A 20,844-nucleotide genomic window follows, 5' to 3' on the forward strand; every position below is an offset into this window, starting at 1 on the left:
GGCGGGCCGGTGCGTTGGGCGCGCGTCCGCGGTGGTGGGGGTGTGTTCCGGGGCTGGGTCGAGCGAGGCGATCCCAGCCCGGCCGCCTGGATCGGGAGGAATGCCCCCTGCAAGGGACCAGGCGCGCGACAAGCGGCCCGTACGTAGAGCCCACCCATGCCCTCCTCAACGCAATGGGGGGTTGAGCGTGCGCTGTCTTGGGGCCCCGGGCACAGCCCGTGGGCATTGATCGGCACCCCGACTCCAGGGGGTTTCGGGAGGGCGTACTCGGCTCCGCGGACCCATGGGGGTGAAGGCCGCGCGCACCTGACCCGCCGCGCTACCGGGGGTTGTCCACCCGCCTAGAGCCCCCGACCCCGGCCGGAGGGTGTCGCGCCGCCTCGGGCCACAGCGGGTGAAGGCCGCACGTACCTGCCGGCCCCGCCACAGGGGGTCGTCCACCCTCTTGGTGCCCCCAGCCCCAGCCGGAGGGCGTCGCTCCCACGCGAAGCGCAGGGGGTGAAGGCCGCACATACACACGACCTCAGCCGCTGGGGTGAACAAGCGCCACTCCCCCGCCCCCTGCAAGCCGCGGACGTCCTCGGCCCTCGGCCCTGCTTCCGTCGACGTTTCACGTGAAACATCGAACCCGCGAGCGGACTTGTCGACACCTTGATCTGTATCTCTAACGACAGCAGATGCGGTTCTTCCATCCGGGGAGAAGCCGGGAGATCGCCCCACCCGCCCTGAGCGGGGAAGTACCGGGTAGCAGGTGTGCACAGGCTCCACCCCCTGGAAACCGGTCGCGGTTCTCCTTCCCATCCCCCGGTGGCCGGGCGGGGAAGGTCCGCGCGGCCTTACCCCCCGCGACCTTCGGTGGGAACGACGCCTTCCGGCTTGGGCTGAGCATTCCAGGCGGGTGGACGCCCCCCGGTGGCGCGGCCGACAGATAAGCGCGGCCTGCACCCCGGAGCCGAGGTGGGAGCGACACCCTCCCGCTGCGGCTGAGCATTCCAGGCGGGTGGACGACCCCCGGTGGCGCGGCCGACAGATAAGCGCGGCCTGCACCCCCATGGGTCCGCGGAGGGAGGTACGCCCTACCGAAACCCCCTGGAGCCGGGGTGCCGATCAATGTTCACCGGCTGTGCCCGGGGGCCCAGAGACAGCGCACGCTTCACCCCCTACGGCGTTGGGAGGGCATGGGTGTGCTCTACGTTCGGGCCGCTCCTCGCGCGCCCGGTCCTTTGCAGGGGGCATTCCTCCCGCCGCTGGGTCTGGGGTGGGATCGCCTCGCTCGACCCAGCCCCGGAACACACCCCCACCACCCCGGACGTGCGCCCAACGCTTCCCACTGCAAATCTGCCGCCCGCCGACCGCGCCGGGGCCAGGTCCACGCTCCGCTGGCCGCCGTTTCCAGATGGCTGAGCTCTTGGAGAACTCCGGTCGAGCTCTCACCCCCGCAACCTGGGGTGGGAGCGACACCCTCCCGCTGGGGCCAGGACCGCGGTCCGCCGACCGGCAGGGGCCAGGCGCCCCGGTTCGGAGAACAACCACTACGGCACAGACCCCCGGGCCAACCCCGGACACCAGCCCGGCACCCCGAGAGGGAGAACAACCACCACGGCACAAACCCCGGGCCGGTGCCCGGCCATGGTGCTCCCCCGGGCGGGGCCCGCACCACCACGCCCCGCCCCTCGGCCCCGCCCCGCGTTCCAGCCGGCGTGCGACCGCCCCTGTCGACATGGCGCCTTGCCGACGCCGTGTTTCACGTGAAACCACCGCACGCGAAAGGGGCGATGTTTCACGTGAAACATCGCCCCTTCTCCGGCCTCCCCGCTTCTAGGGGACCGGGTGGACCACCACGTAGCGGTTGGGCTCCTCGCCCTCCGACTCGCTGCGCAGGCCCGCCGCCGCGACCGCGTCGTGGACGACCTTGCGCTCGAACGGGGTCATCGGCTCCAGGTCGTACGCCTCGCCGGTGTCCTTGACCTTCTGCGCCGCCTCGGCACCGACCTGGAACAGCTCCTTGCGGCGCCCCTCCCGGTACCGGCCGATGTCCAGCATCAGTCGGCTGCGCTCACCGGTCGCCCGGTGCACCGCCAGCCGGGTCAGCTCCTGGAGCGCCTCCAGGACCTCGCCGTCCTCGCCGATCAGCTCGTCGAGCGTGGCCCCCACGACGGAGACCATGGCACGGTCGCCCTCGACATCCATGTCGATGTCGCCGTCGAAGTCCGCGATGTCGAGTAGTCCCTCGATGTAGTCCGCGGCGATGTCGCCCTCGTTCTCCAGGGCTTCGATGTCGATAGGCGCCTCAGCCACCGCTACTCCACCGCTTCCTTCCTGGCTCGCTGTCACGGCGTTCCCGTCTCCTGTTCCCGCGCTCGGTACGCAGCTCGCTAGCGGGGCCCGCCGCCGCTGCGCTTGGAGCGAGACTGCTTCTTCGGCTGCTTGCGTTCGATCTTAGGCTGTTCCACGGGCTGCGGAGCGGATTCGGGCTGGTTCTTCTTGCGCCCGAGCATCCCCTTGGCCGATCCGTTGCCCTTGCCGCCCTTGGCCTCCACGGGTTCGCCGGGCGCGGGCTGGTTGCGGTACAGGAAGTGCTGCTGCACCATCGTCCACACGTTGGAGGTGACCCAGTACAGCAGCACGCCCACCGGCATCATGAGACCGAAGAGCCCGAAGAGGGGCGCCATGTACATCATGATCTTCTGGGTCTGCATCATGGGGTTGTCGGGCATCTGCGAGACGCTGCGCTTCATGCTCTGGCGCATGGTGAGGAACGTCGTGGTGCCCATGACGACACAGGAGAGGGCGATGAAGACCTTCGCCATGATGGGGTTGGTCGCCCCCAGCGCCAGCAGCTCCTCGGCGGAGCTGTTGAAGTGGGCGGCGATCGGGGCCTGGAAGATCAGCGCCTGGCGGGCGCTCTCGACCAGCTCCTCGGTGAAGTTGTAGCGGACGTTGCCCTCGGCCACGCTGCGGAGCACGTTGAACAGGGCGAAGAAGACCGGCATCTGCAACAGCAGCGGCAGGCAGCCCATGAGCGGGTTGGTGCCGCTCGTCCGGTACAGCTCCATGGACTCCCGCTGGAGCCGCTCCTTGTCGTGCTTGTAGCGCTCCTGGAGCTTGCGCAGCTGAGGCTGAAGCTCCTGCATCTTGCGCTGCGTGTTCATCTGCTTGACGAACAGCGGCACCATGAGCAGGCGCATCAGCATGGTGAGCAGCACGATGGACAGGCCCCACGCCCACCCGCTGTCGGGGTTCAGGCCGATAAAGCCCAGACCCGCGTGGATCTGGACCAGAATCCAGCCGACGATGTTGTAAAGCCAGTCCAGCACCGGCCAACTCCTATGTGCTTCGGTTCAGCTACTGGTCCCCGGGAGCGTGGCCGGTGGTCCCGGCTCCGCCCGCAGACTCCTCGGACTCCTGGCCCCGTCCCCGCGGTGGGGGGACCGGGTCGTAGCCACCCCGGTTGAAGGGGTGGCAGCGGGCGATGCGCCGGATGCCCAGCCACAGCCCGTACAAGGCGCCGTGCACGCGCAGGGCCTCGACGGCGTATGCGCTGCACGAAGGGTAGAAGCGGCAGGCGGGCGGCAGGAGGGGGCTGATGAAGCGCTGGTATCCCCGGATGGGGAGGATCAGCGCGCGCGCGAACACCGTGGGTCCGTGCTGGGTCATCGGTCCGTCCACCGTTCTCCGCCTTCCGTGGCGGGGCGGCCGCCTGCCGTCTCGCTCTTCGCCGGTTCCGGCGCCGAGGGACCACCGCGTCCTCGACGACGGCGCGTCGACCCCTTGGGCCGGGGCCGCATCGCCGAGGCGATGGCGCCGTCCAGTTGCGCGCCCAGCTCCTCGTACCGCGCGGTGGCGGCGGAGGGTTTGGCGCGCACTACCAGCAGGCTACCGTCAGGCAGTTCGAACAGCCGTGGCCGCATCAGGTGCCGCAGACGCCGCTGGACGTGCTTGCGGACGACGGCCCCGCCGACGGCCTTGCTCACGATGAATCCGACGCGCGGGGACCCCCCTACCGGCAACGCTTCCGGTCCGGTGGTGGTTCCCCTGGCCGCGGGGGGCGGGAGGTAGACGACCGCGAGGTCGTCGCGGGAAGCGCGGCGTCCGGAGCGCATGACGGAACCGAACTCGGTGCTGTGGCGCATCCGGTTCTTCGACGACAGCATCGGTGCCTCCCATGACAAAGGGACCGGCCGGCGGAAGGCCGGACCGGTCCCGAAGAACGTGGGGCTGCGCGTGGCCTAGTGGCTCACGGTCAGCGAGGCGCGCCCCTTGCGGCGGCGCGAGGCGATGATGGCGCGACCGGCGCGCGTACGCATGCGCAGCCGGAAGCCGTGGACCTTCGCGCGACGCCGGTTGTTCGGCTGGTACGTACGCTTGCTCACTACTGGCTCCAGGGGCGTGTCAGGAAAGTACTACGACAGGACCCCAGGATACGCGGGGCCGCGGAGTGCCATGGCCGCGTGCGCGCCGTCACCTCGACAGGCGCGGGCAGAATCGTCGGCATAAGCATAAAGAAGATACGACCTGGTCCGGGCGTGGTCAAATCAGGCCGGATCGCCGGGGCGCGCGGATCGCCGGGCGGGGTCGACGAGTCGACAGGGCGACCTGTGGACAGATCGCCGCCCACAGGCGTGTGAGGCTTCCCCAGCCCCCCACCCCTGTGGATAACCTCAGCCTGTGGATAACTCTCCCCTCGGCCCGCGCCGCCACCCAGGCATGCGGGGCGGAGTCGCCTTACACACAGCCTGACCTGCTTATTGTGGATAACTCTGCACGGAACCCACAGATCTGACATCCTGTGGATAACCCTGTGGACAACCTGTGGACAACCGGCCGGAGCTGTGGATACCGCACGCCGGTCCGCCCCGCTCCCCCGGAGTTCTCCACAGGCCCGTGCCGACCTTCACACCGGACATTTCGCCCGCCCTGCCCCGGCGGTACCACCGGGGGAGGACAATGGAGAGCCGCCCTCCGGGCCCCGTTCCGACCCGGGCGCCCCCGCACGCCTTCCGTCCCCTCTTCCACCCGCACGAACAGACCCGCACCGAAGGGACAGCAACATGGCAGGTCGCCTTGGCTGACGCGCAGGCCAACCTCGCAGCTGTCTGGTCCAGCGTGCTGGACGGGATCGACAACGACACCCTGCCGGCGCACCAGCGCGCCTGGCTGCCACAGACGAGGCCCCTGGGCCTGATCGAGGACACCGCGCTGATCGCGGCGCCCAACGAGTTCACCAAGAAGGTCCTGGAGAGCCGGCTCCACCCGACCATCAGCAAGGCGCTCTCCGCCCACCTGGGCAGGGAGATCCGGGTCGCGGTGACGGTCGACCCGACCGCGGTGCCCACCCCCCCGCCGCCGCCGGCGCCCTCCTACGCGCCGCGGGACCCCGACGGGCCCCGGCACGACGCGCACCCGGCGCCCCCCGCCCCGCACGGGCTGTTCGACCAGGACCCCCCGGCCGAGCCGCGCGGCCACCACGCGCGCCCCGCCGCCCCGCCCGACCGCGCCTACGGCCGGCACGCGGCGCTGCCGCCGGAGGCCGACCTGCTGGGCCCGGGCCCCGACGCCTACGGGCACCCGCGGCCGGACTCCTTCACCCAGGAGGAGCTCCAGTACGGGGAGCCCTCGACCTGGGCGGCGCCCGCCGCACCCGCGCGGCCCCGGCCCCGGCAGGCCGCGACGCCCCCGCTGTGGGAGCAGCCCGTCCACTCCTCCCCCGAGGACTCCGCCTGGGGGCGCTCGGCGTGGACGGCCGAGGAGCCCGCCTGGGAGCGGCCCAACCGCTGGGAGACCCCCGAGCCGCCCGCACCCGCCGGGCACCGGGCCGCCGAGCCGGAGCCGCCCGCGGCGCCCGCGCTGCCGCAGCCGCCCGAGCCCGCCGGGGCCGAGGACGGTGCGCCGGAGCCGCCCGCACCCGCGCCCAAGCCCGCCAAGGCGGCCCCCGCCGCCCCGCCCGGGCGCTCGCCCGAGGTGCCGCCGGGCGAGCACGCGCGGCTCAACCCCAAGTACACCTTCGACACCTTCGTCATAGGCTCCAGCAACCGGTTCGCCCACGCGGCGTCGGTGGCCGCCGCCGAGGCGCCGGCCAAGGCGTACAACCCGCTGTTCATCCACGGCGGCTCCGGGCTGGGCAAGACCCACCTGCTGCACGCCATCGGGCACTACACGCACCGGCTCTACGAGGGCTCCCGGGTGCGGTACGTCAGCTCCGAGGAGTTCACCAACGAGTTCATCAACTCGATCCGCGACGGCAAGGCCGACGGCTTCCGGCGCCGGTACCGGGACATCGACGTGCTCCTGGTGGACGACATCCAGTTCCTGGAGAACAAGGAGCAGACGCAGGAGGAGTTCTTCCACACCTTCAACACGCTGCACAACTCCGACAAGCAGATCGTCATCTCCAGCGACCGGCCGCCCAAGCAGCTGACCACGCTGGAGGACCGGATGCGCAGCCGGTTCGAGTGGGGCCTGCTCACCGACGTCCAGCCGCCGGAGCTGGAGACGCGCATCGCGATCCTGCGCAAGAAGGCGATCCAGGAGGGCCTGGCGGCGCCGCCGGAGGTGCTGGAGTTCATCGCCAGCAAGATCTCCACCAACATCCGGGAGCTGGAGGGCGCGCTGATCCGCGTGACGGCCTTCGCCAGCCTCAACCGGCAGTCGGTGGACCTGGACCTCACCAGCCAGGTGCTGCGCGACCTGGTGCCGGGCGCCGACGTCCCCGAGGTGACGGCCGGGGCGATCATGTCGCAGACGGCGGCGTACTTCGGCCTGACGGTGGAGGACCTGTGCGGGACCTCCCGGTCCCGGGTGCTGGTGACCGCCCGGCAGATAGCGATGTACCTGTGCCGGGAGCTGACCGACCTGTCGCTGCCCAAGATCGGGCAGCAGTTCGGCCGCGACCACACCACGGTGATGCACGCCGACCGCAAGGTGCGGGCGCTGATGGCCGAGCGCCGCTCCATCTACAACCAGGTGCACGAGCTCACGAGCCGGATCAAGGACCAGCCGTCCCTGAGCTGACCCGGCCGGGCGCCCCGGGGGCGATGTGTCGACATGTCCGCGAGGACGCACGTCCGCACGTCGCCCCCGAGCCGTTCCCCCGCCCCTGTCCACAGGGCTGTGGAGGAGCGCGGGCGAGGCGGCGCCCCGGAGCCCGTGGTCCGTCGGCGGCGCGAGGTGTCGACACGGTACGGCGCGGATACCCGCGTTCCTCCACAACCCCTCCCCCGCCTGTGCACAACCCCGCGGAACGGGCGTACCGGCGTTGTCCACAGGGAGTTATCCACAGGCTGGAGCCGCCCACAGGCGGTTATCCACAGGTTTATGCCCAACCTCGGCCCGGTTCGGGGGCTCGGCGAGGTGTGTGGCCGAACGTCGCGAGTACGGCTCGGAACTGCGGTGTCGTCCCGGTTTCCGGGCCCCGGAGGCGGCTGTTGCCCTGCCCACACCTGCGGCGGAGCCCGATCGTGTCAACGGACGATGGCCTCTTTCCTGTGGACAACTCGATCCACAGTCCTTTTGCCAGGGTTGGCCGGGAATGCGCGGGGGCCGAAAAAAAATTTTCGACGAGTTCCCCGAAGTTATCCACAGGAGGGGGTCCAAATCTGTGGACAACCTTGTGGATAACCTGTGGACAACTGCCCCGCGGCTGTGGGTAACCCGGGGTGTTCCTGTGGACGAAGGGAGGGGTCATCCGATCACCAGACCACCGGCTGCTGTGGAGAACCTGGGGAAAACCTGTGGACGAAGCTGTGGACGAACTGTGGAAAACCTGGGGACAACGCGATTCATCCACAGGACCCCGAAGTTGTGCACAGGGTTCTCCACAAGCCCTGTGGACAAAAATTCCGGTGCTGACCTGGTAAAACAAGGGTTATCCACAGTATCCACAGGCCCTACTACTACTGCGCACCTAGATCAACCAAGTGTGGCTTCGAAACGGCAACGCGGAAAATCTGTGGACAACTCGCCGGGAGCGACGAGGCCGACGAGCCGTCAGCGGCAGCGGGGGAATCCGGGTAACGTGTGGTCTCGCCCCTGTCCTCCGCCGCCCGGCTCCGAGCGGTGACCCCTAGCAGGAGACCGCGGCCCGGCCCACCTCGACGGATACGACGACGCAGCAGGTCACACGCGCCCCCTCCCGGCGGGCGGACCGCGCCCGTCCACAGCCTGTCGACGACATGGCCCGGCCCCGATCCCCACAGACATCCGTCAGCTGCAACGTTGAGGCCTTCGGCCGGGTGGGACCCGGCCGGGTCGGAAAGTGAGTCGGACAGTGAAGTTCCGGGTCGAACGCGACGTACTGGCCGAAGCGGTCGCCTGGACCGCGCGCACACTCCCGACGCGCCCGTCGGTCCCCGTCCTCGTCGGAGTCCTGCTGGAGGCCGGTGAGTTCGACGGCCGTCAGCAGCTGCGCCTTTCCGGCTTCGACTACGAGGTCTCCACGCAGGCCGTGGTCGACGTGGACGTCGAGGAGCCCGGCACGGTCCTGGTCACCGGCAAGCTCCTGGCCGAGATCACCCGCAACCTTCCTCCACAGCCTGTGGAGATCTCCACCGACGGCTCGAAGGTCGTGGTGACCGGCGGCAGCGCCAAGTTCACGCTCACCACCATGCCGGTCGAGGACTACCCCACGCTCCCGGAGATGCCCGGGGTGAGCGGCACCGTCGGCAGCGACGCGTTCGCCGCCGCCGTCAGCCAGGTGGCCGTGGCCGCCGGCCGCGACGACACCCTGCCGATGCTCACCGGCGTGCGGGTCGAGATCGAGGGCGAGACCATCACCCTGGCCTCCACCGACCGCTACCGCCTGGCGGTCCGCGAGCTGACCTGGAAGCCCGAGGACCCGGGCCTGTCCGCCGTCGCGCTGGTGCCGGCCAAGACGCTCCACGACACCGCCAAGTCGCTCACCTCGGGCGCGGAGGTCTCCATCGCCCTCTCCGGGAGCGACTCCGGCGAGGGGATGATCGGCTTCGAGGGCGGCGGCCGCCGCACCACCAGCCGACTGCTCGACGGCGAGTTCCCCAAGTACCGGGCCCTGCTCCCGGACACGTTCAACTCCGTCGCCGAGATCTCCCGCTCCGAGTTCGTCGAGGCCGTCAAGCGCGTCTCCCTGGTCGCCGAGCGCAACACCCCGCTGCGCCTGTCGTTCACCCCGGGCCAGCTGGTCCTGGAGGCCGGGACCGGCGAGGAGGCCCAGGCGGTCGAGGTCCTGGAGGCCGAGCTGGAGGGCGACGACATCCAGATCGCCTTCAACTCCGGCTACCTGCTGGACGGGCTCGGCGCCATCGGCACCGACGTGGCCCGGCTGAACTTCACCACCTCGACCCGGCCGTCGATCCTCACCGGCAAGCCGGCGGCCGAGGGCGCCGAGCCCGAGTACCGCTACCTGATCATGCCGGTACGACAGCCGAACTGATCGGGCGCCGCGGCCCGGCCGACGACGCCCAGCGGCGCCGACCGGGCCCTCCCGCGGCCACGATCCACGGTCAGAAGAACCCGCCCGCAGACGGCGTACAAGGGGGAGCGAGAGCATGCAGCTCGGAATGGTCGGACTGGGCAAGATGGGCGGCAACATGGCCGCCCGGCTCCGCGAGAAGGGGCACGAGGTGATCGGCTTCGACGTCGCCTCCCCCGAGCGCGACGTCGACGACCTCAAGACCCTGGTGGCCCGCCTGGACGCCCCCCGTGTCGTGTGGGTGATGGTCCCCTCCGGTGAGCCCACCGAGTCCACCATCACGGCGCTGGGCGACCTCCTGGAGGCGGGCGACCTGGTCATCGAGGGCGGCAACACCCACTACGTGGACGACCTGCCCCGCGCCGAGCGGCTCGCCGCCAAGGGCGTGCGCTACCTCGACGCCGGGGTCAGCGGCGGCGTCTGGGGCCGGCAGAACGGCTACGGGATCATGGTGGGCGGCGAGGCCGCCGACGTCGAGGCGGCCCGGCCGGTCTTCGACTCCCTCACCCCCGACGAGGGCGGCGGCTTCGTGCACGCCGGCCGCGTCGGCGCGGGCCACTTCGTCAAGATGGTCCACAACGGCATCGAGTACGGGATGATGCAGGCCTTCGGCGAGGGCTTCGAGCTCATGGCCGCCTCCGGCATCGTCGACGACGTCCCCGGCACCTTCGAGAGCTGGCGCGAGGGCACCGTGGTGCGCTCCTGGCTCCTGGACCTGCTGTCCCGTGCCCTGGAGGACGACCCGGACCTGTCCGGGCTGCGCGGCTACGCCCAGGACTCCGGCGAGGGCCGCTGGACGGTCCAGGCCGCCGTGGACCTGGCGGTCCCGGCCCCGGCCATCACCGCCTCGCTCTTCGCCCGCTTCGCCTCCCGCCAGGACGACAGTCCGGCGATGAAGGTGGTGGCCGCGCTGCGCAACCAGTTCGGCGGCCACGCGGTGACCAAGGCCGACGGCACCGTCGCCGCCCGGGACTGACACCGGCCGACCGTCCCGGACCCGCGCGGGTCCGGGACGCGCCCCGCGCGCCGGGCCCCCGCCCCTCCCTCCCCTCCCCGCTTCCCTCCCGCAGCCCCGTCCGCTCCCCTGACCAGGAGGAAGGCCGGATGTACGTTTCCCATTTGCAACTGGCCGACTTCCGCTCCTACGCGGAGGCCCTCGTCGAGCTGGGCCCGGGTGTGAGCGTGTTCGTCGGCTCCAACGGCCAGGGCAAGACCAACCTCGTCGAGGCGGTCGGCTACGTCGCCACCCTGGGCAGCCACCGCGTCTCCTCCGACACCCCGCTGGTCCGGCAGGGCGCTGCCCGCGCCATCGTCCGCGCCCGGGTGGTCCGGGACGGGCGGGACATGCTGGTCGACCTGGAGATCAACCCGGGCCGCGCCAACCGCGCCCGGATCAACCGGGCGGCCGCGGGCCGCCCGCGCGACGTCCTGGGGATCCTGCGCACGGTGCTGTTCGCCCCCGAGGACCTGGCCCTGGTCAAGGGCGACCCCGGTGAACGGCGCCGCTTCCTGGACGACCTGCTGGTGTCCCGCTCGCCGCGGATGGCGGGCGTGCGGGCGGACTACGACCGGGTCCTCAAACAGCGCAACGCCCTGCTCAAGACGGCGTCCGGGAAGATGTTCCGGCAGCGGTCCGCCCCCGACCTGAGCACCCTGGAGGTCTGGGACGCCCACCTGGCGGAGGCCGGGGCCGAGCTGCTGGCAGCCCGGTTGGACCTGGTGGAGGCGCTGCGGCCGCTGGTCGGCGCCTCCTACGCGGGGCTCACCGACTCCGGCGGGCCCGCGGTGCCCGCGTACCGCTCCTCGCTGGTCGACGAGGGGGAGGAGCCCCCGCGCGGGCGCGAGGACCTGGCACGGGCCCTGCGCGAGGCGATGGCCGCCCAGCGCGACCGGGAACTGCAGCGCGGCGTCAGCCTGGTGGGCCCCCACCGCGACGACCTCTTCCTGGAGCTGGGCGGGATGCCCGCCCGGGGCTACGCCAGCCAGGGCGAGTCGTGGTCGTACGCGCTCTCGCTGAAGCTCGCCGCGTTCGACCTGCTCCGGGAGGACGGCGACGACCCGGTCCTGATCCTCGACGACGTCTTCGCGGAGCTGGACTCCGAGCGGCGGCGCAGGCTGGCCGAGCGGGTCCGCGACGCCGAGCAGGTGCTGGTGACCGCGGCGGTCCCGGACGACATCCCGGCGGAGCTGGACGGCGCCCGGTTCGGCGTGCACGAGGGGGAGGTCCTGGGTGGGTGAGCGTTATCCACAGCCTGTGGACCCCCGGCGCGGACCCGGATCGTCGGACCCGGGCGCGGCGGGCCGCCGTCCACAGCCTGTGGACGGCCGCCCCGACCCCGCCCCCTCCTCCCCCGCGGGGCCGCCGCCCCCGCCGCCGTCCGCGTCCGGGGCCGACCTCGCCCGCCAGGCGCTGGCGCGCGCCCGGGCCGAGGCCCGCGAGCGCGGCGCCGTCCCCCGCGGGACCGGGCCGCGCCGCCGTGGCCGGTTGCGGTCGCGCAACGAGCCGCAGATGTTCGGCGAGGCCGTGCGCACCTGGCTGATCGAGCACGGGTGGCAGGAGCAGGTCGCCATCGGCGGGGTGTTCGGCCGGTGGCCGGAGATCGTCGGGGAGTTCAACGCCCGCAGGCTCCGCCCGGAGAGTTATGCGGAGGGCGAGCTCGTCCTGGTGGCCGATTCGCCGACGATGGTGGCCCACGCGCGCTCGATGGTGCGGGACCTGATGCGCCGGATCAACGAGGAACTGGGCGACGGAACGGTCGTCTCCATCAAGATCAAGGGCCCCGGTTCGCGCCGGCGCTGAGTCCCCCGGGGTGTGCGGCGGCGGCCCCTTCCGTCCACAGGCTGTGGATAACCGCAGGTGAGGGTGGTGGCGGTGGGGCGCGGGGGGCGGATGCCGGTGGTGCCCGCCGCCGTGACGGGGCGGACGGAGGGGACGCGGAAGCCGACTCTTCCCCAAGGCATCTGAAGCGCTCACGGAACTCCGGGGAGTCCCTCCCGTGTGTGGGGAGTCGTCTCCCTCCCTGAACGTTCGTTGTGATGCGGCACAGGGCCGCCAATGCCACTTTGTCGTACCGCGCGGGGTATCATGGAGACGGTTCTTCAGACGCCTGTAGCCGGTATCACGCCCCCAGTAGAGGGTGGGCGGATAGACCGTGCGGCGAACGGTGATCCCCCAGGTGTCGCGGCTTTCCGGCCCCTGTGGTCGCCATGCCGTCGGCCCTCCGTCGTCCGCTCGGCCGCGGTCGGCAGGCGTCCCCAGCAGGAGGGTGTACCCAGTTGGCCTACGACGCTCGATCAATCACTGTTCTGGAGGGGCTGGAGGCGGTCCGCAAGCGCCCCGGTATGTACATCGGCTCCACCGGGGAGCGCGGCCTCCACCACATGGTCTCCGAAGTGGTGGACAACTCGGTCGACGAGGCGATGGCGGGCTTCGCCGACGCGATCGAGGTGACGCTGCTGGCCGACGGCGGGGTGCGCGTGGCCGACAACGGCCGCGGCATCCCCGTGGACCTCCACCCGGTGGAGAAGCGTCCGGCGGTCGAGGTCGTCCTCACCACGCTGCACGCGGGCGGCAAGTTCGACGGCAAGTCCTACGCGGTCTCCGGCGGCCTGCACGGCGTCGGCGTCTCCGTCGTCAACGCGCTGTCCACCGCACTGGACATCGAGATCCGCAAGGACGGCCACGTCTGGCGGCAGCGCTACGAGATGACCGCCCCCACGGGGCCGCTCGTCAAGGGCGAGGCCACCGACGAGACCGGCACCCAGATCACGTTCTGGGCGGACGGCTCGATCTTCGAGACCACCACGTTCTCCTACGAGACGCTCTCCCGCCGCATGCAGGAGATGGCCTTCCTCAACAAGGGGCTGTCCATCACCATCCGCGACGAGCGGCCCGAGCACACCGACGGCGGCCCGGCGGTCAACACCTTCCACTACGAGAAGGGCCTCGCCGACTTCGTCGAGCACATCAACGCCAAGAAGGAGCCGGCGCACGCGTCGATCATCTCCTTCGAGGAGGAGGGCGAGGGCATCGCGGCGGAGATCGCGATGCAGTGGAACCAGTCGTACACCTCGTCGGTGCACACCTTCGCCAACACCATCAACACGGCCGAGGGCGGCACCCACGAGGAGGGCTTCCGCTCCGCGCTGACCACGCTCGTCAACCGGTACGCCCGCGACCAGAAGCTGCTGCGGGACAAGGAGGACAACCTCACCGGCGACGACATCCGCGAGGGCCTCACCGCCATCATCTCGGTCAAGCTCGCCGAACCGCAGTTCGAGGGCCAGACCAAGACCAAGCTCGGCAACACCGAGGCCAAGTCCTTCCTGCAGAAGGTCACCAACGAGCACCTGCGCGACTGGTTCGAGCGCAACCCCGGCGAGGCCAAGGACATCGTGTCCAAGGCCAGCCAGGCGGCCCGCGCCCGCATCGCCGCCCGCCAGGCGCGCGACCTGACCCGCCGCAAGACCCTCCTGGAGTCGACCTCCCTGCCCGGCAAGCTGTCCGACTGCCAGTCGACGGACCCGGAGGAGTGCGAGGTCTACATCGTGGAGGGCGACTCCGCGGGCGGCTCCGCCAAGGGCGGCCGCAACCCGAACAACCAGGCCATCCTGCCCATCCGCGGCAAGATCCTGAACGTCGAGAAGTCCCGCATCGACCGCATCCTCAAGAACAACGAGGTCCAGGCGATCATCACCGCCCTGGGCACCGGCATCCACGAGGAGTTCGATGTCGAGAAGCTCCGGTACCACAAGATCATCCTGATGGCCGACGCCGACGTCGACGGCCAGCACATCCGGACGCTCCTGCTCACCCTGCTGTTCCGCTTCATGAAGCCGCTGGTGGAGCTGGGCCACGTCTACCTGGCCAGCCCGCCGCTGTACAAGATCAAGTGGGACCAGCGCGGCTCCGACGCCAGCTACGCCTTCTCCGACGCCGAGCGCGACCGCGTCATCGAGGCGGGCATCGCCGCGGGCAGGAAGGACCCGCGCCCGCGCGACATGGTCCAGCGCTTCAAGGGCCTGGGCGAGATGAACGCCAGCGAGCTGTGGGACACCACCATGGACCCGGACCGGCGGCTCCTGCTCCAGGTCAGCCTGGAGGACGCCGCCCAGGCCGACGAGATGTTCAGCGTGCTCATGGGCGAGGACGTCGAGTCACGACGCGCCTTCATCCAGCGCAACGCCAAGGACGTCCGCTTCCTGGACATCTAGGGACCAGGCCCGGGGCGGTGCCCCGGGCAGTGAACCGAGCTCAACGAAGCTTCGTAGAAGGGATCGACATCCGTGACGGATGCGAACAACCCCGACGCCCCTGAGGGAGCGGACTCCACCCTGGAGGCGCCGGAGCGCGTCACCGACCGCATCGAGCCGGTCGACATCCAGGTCGAGATGCAGCGCAGCTACCTCGACTACGCGATGTCGGTCATCGTCGGCCGCGCCCTCCCCGACGTCCGCGACGGCCTCAAGCCCGTCCACCAGCGCGTGCTGTACGCGATGTACGACGGCGGCTACCGCCCCGACCGCGGGTTCTTCAAGTGCGCCCGCGTCGTCGGCGACGTGATGGGCAACTACCACCCCCACGGCGACAGCGCCATCTACGACACCCTGGTCCGCCTGGCCCAGTGGTGGTCCATGCGCATGCCGCTGGTCGACCCCAACGGCAACTTCGGCTCCCCGGGCAACGACCCGGCCGCCGCCATGCGGTACACCGAGTGCAAGCTCGCCCCGCTGGCCATGGAGATGCTCCGGGACATCGACAAGGAGACCGTCGACTTCCGGCCCAACTACGACGGCCGCTCCTCCGAGCCCGTCGTCCTCCCGGCCCGGTTCCCGAACCTGCTCGTCAACGGCTCCTCGGGCATCGCGGTGGGGATGGCCACCAACATCCCGCCGCACAACCTGCGCGAGGTCGCCGAGGGCGTCTACTGGTTCCTCGACAACCACGAGGCCTCCGACGAGGACCTGCTCGACGCACTCATCGCCCGCGTCAAGGGCCCCGACTTCCCGACCCGCGGCCTCATCGTCGGCAAGCGCGGCATCGAGGAGGCGTACCGGACCGGGCGCGGCTCCATCACCATGCGCGCCGTGGTCGAGGTCGAGGAGGACAAGCGGGGACGCCAGACCCTGGTCGTCACCGAGCTGCCCTACCAGGTCAACCCGGACAACCTCGCGCTGAAGATCGCCGACCTCGTCAAGGACGGCAAGGTCAACGGCATCGCCGACGTGCGCGACGAGAGCAGCGGCCGCACCGGCCAGCGCCTGGTCATCGTGCTCAAGCGCGACGCCGTCGCCAAGGTCGTGCTCAACAACCTGTACAAGCACACCCAGCTGCAGGAGACCTTCGGCGCCAACATGCTGGCCCTGGTCGACGGGGTGCCGCGCACCCTGCGCCTGGACCAGATGATCCGGCACTGGGTCAAGCACCAGGTCGAGGTCATCGTCCGGCGCACCCGGTACCTGCTCCGCAAGGCCGAGGAGCGCGCCCACATCCTGCGCGCGCTGCTCAAGGCCATGGACCGGATCGACGAGGTCATCGCCCTCATCCGCTCCAGCGCGTCCGCCGACGACGCCCGCACCGGGCTCATGGGCCTGCTGGACATCGACGACGTCCAGGCCCGCGCCATCCTCGACATGCAGCTGCGCAAGCTGGCCGCCCTGGAGCGCAACCAGCTCACGTCCGAGTACGACGAGCTGATGGCGCAGATCGCCGACTACAACGACATCCTGGGCTCGGACTCCCGCCAGCGCGCCATCATCCGCGAGGAACTGGGCGAGATCGTCGACAAGTACGGCGACGAGCGGCGCACGCACATCATCCCCTTCGAGGGCGACATGCGCATGGAGGACTTCATCGCGGAGGAGGACGTGGTCGTCACGATCACCCGCGGTGGATACGCCAAGCGCACGCGCATCGACAACTACCGGGCGCAGAAGCGCGGCGGCAAGGGCGTGCGCGGGGCCCAGCTCAAGCAGGACGACATCGTCCAGCACTTCTTCGTCACCACCACCCACCACTGGATCCTGTGCTTCACGAACCAGGGCCGGGTGTACCGGACGAAGGCGTACGAGCTGCCCGAGGCCGCCCGCGACGCGCGCGGCCAGCACGTCGCCAACCTGCTGCCGTTCCAGCCGGGCGAGGAGATCGCGCAGATCATGGCGCTGCGCGACTACGAGGCCGCGCCCTACATGGTGCTGGCCACCAGGGAGGGCCTGGTCAAGAAGTCCCGCCTGGAGGACTTCGACTCGGCGCGCTCGGCGGGCATCATCGCCATCAACCTGCGCGAGGGCGACGAGCTGATCGCCGCCCGGCTGGTCTTCGGCGACGACGACCTGCTGCTGATCTCCAGCGACGCCCAGGCGATCCGCTTCCCCGCCTCCGACGAGTCGCTGCGCCCCATGGGCCGGGCGACCAGCGGTGTGATCGGCATGCGGTTCCTGGAGGGCGACTACCTGCTGAGCATGGACGTCATCCGGCCCGGCGACGGGTCCAGCGACGTCCTGGTCGCCACCGAGAACGGGTACGCCAAGCGCACCCCGTCCGACCAGTACCCGGTCCAGAACCGGGGCGGCAAGGGCGTGCTGACGGCCAAGGTCGTCGAGGCCCGCGGCAAGCTGGTGGGCGCGCTCATGGTGGACCCGGAGATCGACGAGGTCTTCGCGATCACCTCCGCCGGCGGGGTCATCCGCACCGGCGCCGCCGAGGTCAAGCAGTCGGGCCGCACCACCATGGGCGTCCGGCTGATGAACCTGGACAAGGGCAACAAGATCGTCGCCATCGCCCGCAACGCCGAGGCCGGTGACGAAAACGAGGTGCTCGAAGGGGCCGTGGACGACACGGCCGTCGAGACGGTCGCGGCCGAAGGCGAACCCGAGGCCTAGACTGCGCGTTAAGTCCCGATAGGACCCGCGGGGGTACGGACCACCCCCGCGGGTCCTGGTCGCTCAACCACCCGCTCTCAAGGAAAGTCCAGCGGTAACGTTTCTATGTCTGACAACCAGCGGAACACCACCACGAACGACGACGCTCCCGCAGGGGACGTGGAGACGACCGATACGGCCCCGACGGGCGGCGGAGAGGCGACCACCATGACGGAGACCCCCGGCGGCGGCGAGCCGCAGGAGGCGACCGCGGGCAAGGCGACGCTCAGCAGCCGCAAGGCGCACCTCACGGTCTCCCGCGTGGAGCCGTGGTCGGTGATGAAGTTCAGCTTCGTCGTGTCGCTGGTGTGCTTCATCGTCCTGTTCGTGGCGATCGCCGTGATCTACGCGACCCTGTCCATGCTGGGCGTGTTCGACGAGCTGACCAGCATGATCAACGCCCTCCTGGAGGGCGACGGCGGCGGCGAGGACGAACTGGGCCTCAACCCCGCCGCGTGGTTCTCGCCCGGCCGGGTGCTCGGTTACACGGGTGTGGTCGGGGCGCTGAACATCGTGCTCATCACCGCGCTGTCCACGGTGGGCGCCATGGTGTACAACCTGGTCGCCGACCTGGTGGGCGGCCTGGACATCACCCTCTCCGAGGCCGAGTAGGACGTGTCCGCGGCGGGCCCGGACCCCTCGGGGGCCGGGCCCGCCGCCGTCTCCGGGGGTGTTCGGAGCACTCGCGGCGGCCGGTAAAATCAGAGGTGGAGAGGGGCGCGCGTGCCGTGTCCCGGCTTCGCTCCGCCCCTGGTAACCGGTTCGCCCCGGCCCACCGGATGCGGTAGAGTTCCACACGGAACGAGGGCGTATAGCTCAGTCGGTTAGAGCGCATCCCTGATAAGGATGAGGCCCCAGGTTCAAGTCCTGGTACGCCCACCTCGAAAGACCTCCCCCGGGAGGTCTTTTTTTCATGCCCCGTGCGTCACCCGTGCGTCGGAGGACACGACCCCCTGTCGACACGGCGACATGTCCCCGCACCCGCACCCCGGTCTCCGGCCGCCCCCGGTGCGTGGCCTGCCCCCGCCCCCGGCGGCCGGTGCGACCGCCCCGGGCCGTGCGCCGACCACGGGGTGGCCCGGGCGGCGTGTCGACAAGGCGATGTGCCCCGGGGCGTCCCGCCCCCGCGGCTCCGGCCGGGGCGACGGGGAGCCCCGCCGACCCGGCGGTGCGCCCTCCCGGCGGCCGGGGCCGCGCCGTTCCCCCCCGGGGCCGGGTGCCGGTCGCGGCGACGCCTTTCCGGAGAGCCCCGCCCCCGCGGTCCCCGGCCCGAGCCGAGGGAGACGTGTCGACAAGGGGACGTATCGGCCCATCGTCGGGACGGAAGGGACGCACGGGACGGGTGCGGCGGGGGTGGTGATCTGTACACACGCGACCGGAATCGACATGTCGCCTCGACAGGTCGACACGGCGACCCGGCGGACGAAAGCGGTGTGACAGGACGAGCCGGGCGCGGTAGAACGGCACGGAGACCGACGCACGACCCGAGGAGTCCGAACCTTGACCGACAACCCGTTCTTCGCGCCCAGCGGTCTGCCCTACGGGCTCCCCGACTTCGCGAACATCCGCGAGGAGCACTTCGTCCCCGCCTTCGAGCGCGGCATGGCCGAGCAGCTCGCCGAGATCGAGGCGATCAAGGGCGATCCGGCGCCCGCGTCGTTCGAGAACACCCTCGTCGCGCTGGAGCTCTCCGGGGCGGTGCTGCGCCGGGTCTCGCACGTCTTCTTCACCTTCGCCTCCTCCGACGCCACCGACGGCGTCCGGGCGATCGAGACGGAGATGACCCCGCGGCTGAGCGCGCACGCCGACGCGATCTCCCTGGACCGCGACCTGTGGGCGCGGATCGAGGCGGTGACCGCGGACGGCCCCGAGGAGGAGGCCCTGCTGGAGCGCTACCGCACCGACTTCGTCAAGGCGGGCGCCCGGCTGGACGGGACCGCCCAGGACCGGCTGCGGGAGATCAACGGGGAGCTGGCCCGGCTGTCCACGGAGTTCGGCCAGAACGTCGTGGCCGCCTCCACCGCCTCCGAGCTGGTCGTGGACGACGCCTCCGCGCTCGACGGCCTGGACGCGGACCGGATCGCCGCGGCCGCCCGCGAGGACGGTACCTACGCCCTGCCGCTGCTCAACACCACCGTCCAGCCCGCGCTGGCACGCCTGACCGACCGGTCCGTGCGGGAGCGGCTGTACCGGCTCAGCGCCGGACGCGCCCCGCGGAACCTGGACATCGCCGCCCGCATGGCGGTGCTGCGCGCCGAGCGCGCCGCCCTGCTCGGCTACCCCGACCACGCCTCCCACAAGGTCGCGGACCAGACCGCCCGGACCCCCGAGGCGGTCGAGGAGCGGCTCGGCGCCATGGTGGACCCCGCCGTCCGCAACGTCCTGCGCCAGACCGAGGAGCTGGCCGAGCTGGCCGGGCACCCGATCGAGCCGTGGGACTGGCCGTTCTACGCGGAGAAGGTGCGCCAGAGCCGCTACGAGGTGGACGAGGCGGCGCTGCGCCCCTACTTCGAGCTGGACCGGGTCTTCGCCGACGGCGTCTTCCACGCGGCCACCGGCCTGTACGGCATCACCTTCACCGCCCGCGCCGACCTGGCCGGCTACCACCCGGACGTGCGCGTGTGGGAGGTGTCCGACGCCGACGGCTCCGGGCTGGGCCTGTTCCTGCTCGACCCCTACGCCCGCCCCACCAAGCAGGGCGGCGCGTGGATGCACAACCTGGTGGAGCAGTCCGAGCTGCTGGGCCAGCGGCCGGTGGTGGTCAACAACCTCAACCTCACCAGGCCGGAGGCGGGACCGACCCTGCTCACCCCCGACGAGGTCAACACCGCCTTCCACGAGTTCGGCCACGCCCTGCACGGGCTGCTCTCGGCGGTGCGCCACCCCCGCCTGGAGGGCACCTCGGTGCCGCGCGACTTCGTCGAGTTCCCCTCCCAGGTCAACGAGATGTGGGCCAACGACCCGAAGGTCCTGGCGAACTACGCCCGCCACCACGAGACCGGGGAGCCGGTGCCCGCCGAGCTCATCGACAAGCTGGCCGCCGCCGAACGCTACGACCAGGGCTTCGCGACGGTCGAGTACCTGGCGGCGGCGCTGCTGGACTGGTCCTGGCACCGGATCGCCCCCGGGCAGGAGGTGGACCCGCAGGCCTTCGAGGCGCAGGCGCTGGAGAAGTGGGGCCTGGACCTGGACCTGGTCCGCCCCCGCTACCGCACCGCCTACTTCCAGCACTGCTTCGCCGGCGACTACCACGCGGGCTACTACTCCTACGTGTGGAGCGAGGTGCTGGACGCCGACAGCGTGGAGTGGTTCACCGAGAACGGCGGCCTCACCCGGGAGAACGGCGACCGCTTCCGCCGGTACGTGCTGTCGGTGGGCGGCAGCGTTGAGCCGATGGCGGCCACCGCGGAGTTCCTGGGCCGGGAGCCCCGCCTGGAGCCGCTGCTGCGCCGCCGCGGCCTCGTCTAGCCGAACGCGCG

Annotated in this window: 14 protein-coding genes and 1 tRNA gene; 10 read left to right on the forward strand and 5 right to left on the reverse strand. The window is 71.0% G+C overall.

Going from position 1 to position 20,844, the window contains the following annotated elements; translation table 11 throughout:
- Positions 1-1,818: 1,818 nt before the first annotated feature.
- From BUE45_RS26875 to rpmH, 5 genes are all read right to left on the reverse strand, one after another.
- Positions 1,819-2,298: a Jag family protein gene (locus BUE45_RS26875; RefSeq protein ID WP_073383427.1), complete on the reverse strand. Its 480-nt coding sequence runs from the start codon at positions 2,296-2,298 to the stop codon at positions 1,819-1,821.
- A 77-nt stretch (positions 2,299-2,375) separates the two neighbouring features.
- Positions 2,376-3,317 (reverse strand): membrane protein insertase YidC, encoded by a 942-nt coding sequence (yidC, locus tag BUE45_RS26880; RefSeq protein ID WP_073383430.1) that lies wholly within the window; start codon positions 3,315-3,317, stop codon positions 2,376-2,378.
- 28 nt (positions 3,318-3,345) lie between these two features.
- Positions 3,346-3,657: a membrane protein insertion efficiency factor YidD gene (gene yidD / locus BUE45_RS26885; RefSeq protein ID WP_073383561.1), complete on the reverse strand. Its 312-nt coding sequence runs from the start codon at positions 3,655-3,657 to the stop codon at positions 3,346-3,348.
- Entirely contained in the window at positions 3,654-4,154 is a 501-nt protein-coding gene (gene rnpA, locus BUE45_RS26890; protein ID WP_073383432.1) for a ribonuclease P protein component, read from the reverse strand. The genes yidD and rnpA overlap by 4 nt, the downstream gene beginning before the upstream one ends.
- Positions 4,155-4,229: 75 nt before the next feature.
- Positions 4,230-4,373 carry a 50S ribosomal protein L34 gene (gene rpmH, locus BUE45_RS26895; RefSeq protein ID WP_073383435.1) on the reverse strand — a complete coding sequence of 48 codons (144 nt, stop codon included), beginning with the start codon at positions 4,371-4,373 and terminating at the stop codon, positions 4,230-4,232.
- A gap of 574 nt (positions 4,374-4,947) precedes the next feature.
- Between rpmH and dnaA the strand changes: the two genes are divergently transcribed.
- The 10 genes from dnaA to BUE45_RS26945 all read left to right on the forward strand — a co-directional run bounded on the left by dnaA (position 4,948) and on the right by BUE45_RS26945 (position 20,833).
- Positions 4,948-7,011, forward strand: a complete 2,064-nt coding sequence (dnaA, locus tag BUE45_RS26900; RefSeq protein ID WP_084737930.1) for a chromosomal replication initiator protein DnaA — start codon at positions 4,948-4,950, stop codon at positions 7,009-7,011.
- 1,255 nt (positions 7,012-8,266) lie between these two features.
- Positions 8,267-9,406 carry a DNA polymerase III subunit beta gene (gene dnaN / locus BUE45_RS26905; RefSeq protein ID WP_073383440.1) on the forward strand — a complete coding sequence of 380 codons (1,140 nt, stop codon included), beginning with the start codon at positions 8,267-8,269 and terminating at the stop codon, positions 9,404-9,406.
- A 115-nt stretch (positions 9,407-9,521) separates the two neighbouring features.
- Positions 9,522-10,421, forward strand: coding sequence for a phosphogluconate dehydrogenase (NAD(+)-dependent, decarboxylating) (gene gnd / locus BUE45_RS26910; protein WP_073383443.1), 900 nt, complete (start codon positions 9,522-9,524; stop codon positions 10,419-10,421).
- A 128-nt stretch (positions 10,422-10,549) separates the two neighbouring features.
- The gene (gene recF, locus BUE45_RS26915) at positions 10,550-11,683 is read left to right on the forward strand and encodes a DNA replication/repair protein RecF (protein WP_073383445.1); all 1,134 of its coding nucleotides are present in this window, start codon (positions 10,550-10,552) and stop codon (positions 11,681-11,683) included.
- Positions 11,684-11,762: 79 nt separating this feature from the next.
- On the forward strand, positions 11,763-12,245 hold the full coding sequence (locus tag BUE45_RS26920; protein WP_073383448.1) for a DciA family protein: 483 nt from the start codon (positions 11,763-11,765) through the stop codon (positions 12,243-12,245).
- A gap of 476 nt (positions 12,246-12,721) precedes the next feature.
- Positions 12,722-14,659 (forward strand): DNA topoisomerase (ATP-hydrolyzing) subunit B, encoded by a 1,938-nt coding sequence (gene gyrB, locus BUE45_RS26925; RefSeq protein WP_073383450.1) that lies wholly within the window; start codon positions 12,722-12,724, stop codon positions 14,657-14,659.
- A gap of 72 nt (positions 14,660-14,731) precedes the next feature.
- Positions 14,732-17,326 (forward strand): DNA gyrase subunit A, encoded by a 2,595-nt coding sequence (gene gyrA, locus BUE45_RS26930; RefSeq protein ID WP_073383453.1) that lies wholly within the window; start codon positions 14,732-14,734, stop codon positions 17,324-17,326.
- 18 nt (positions 17,327-17,344) lie between these two features.
- Entirely contained in the window at positions 17,345-17,977 is a 633-nt protein-coding gene (locus BUE45_RS26935; RefSeq protein WP_394328546.1) for a DUF3566 domain-containing protein, read from the forward strand.
- A gap of 193 nt (positions 17,978-18,170) precedes the next feature.
- A tRNA-Ile gene (locus BUE45_RS26940) sits at positions 18,171-18,244 on the forward strand.
- A gap of 621 nt (positions 18,245-18,865) precedes the next feature.
- The gene (locus BUE45_RS26945) at positions 18,866-20,833 is read left to right on the forward strand and encodes a M3 family metallopeptidase (protein ID WP_073383458.1); all 1,968 of its coding nucleotides are present in this window, start codon (positions 18,866-18,868) and stop codon (positions 20,831-20,833) included.
- Positions 20,834-20,844 lie beyond the last annotated feature (11 nt).

The sequence above is a fragment of the Nocardiopsis flavescens genome, from assembly GCF_900141985.1.
GTDB classification, from domain to species: Bacteria; Actinomycetota; Actinomycetes; order Streptosporangiales; family Streptosporangiaceae; genus Nocardiopsis; species Nocardiopsis flavescens.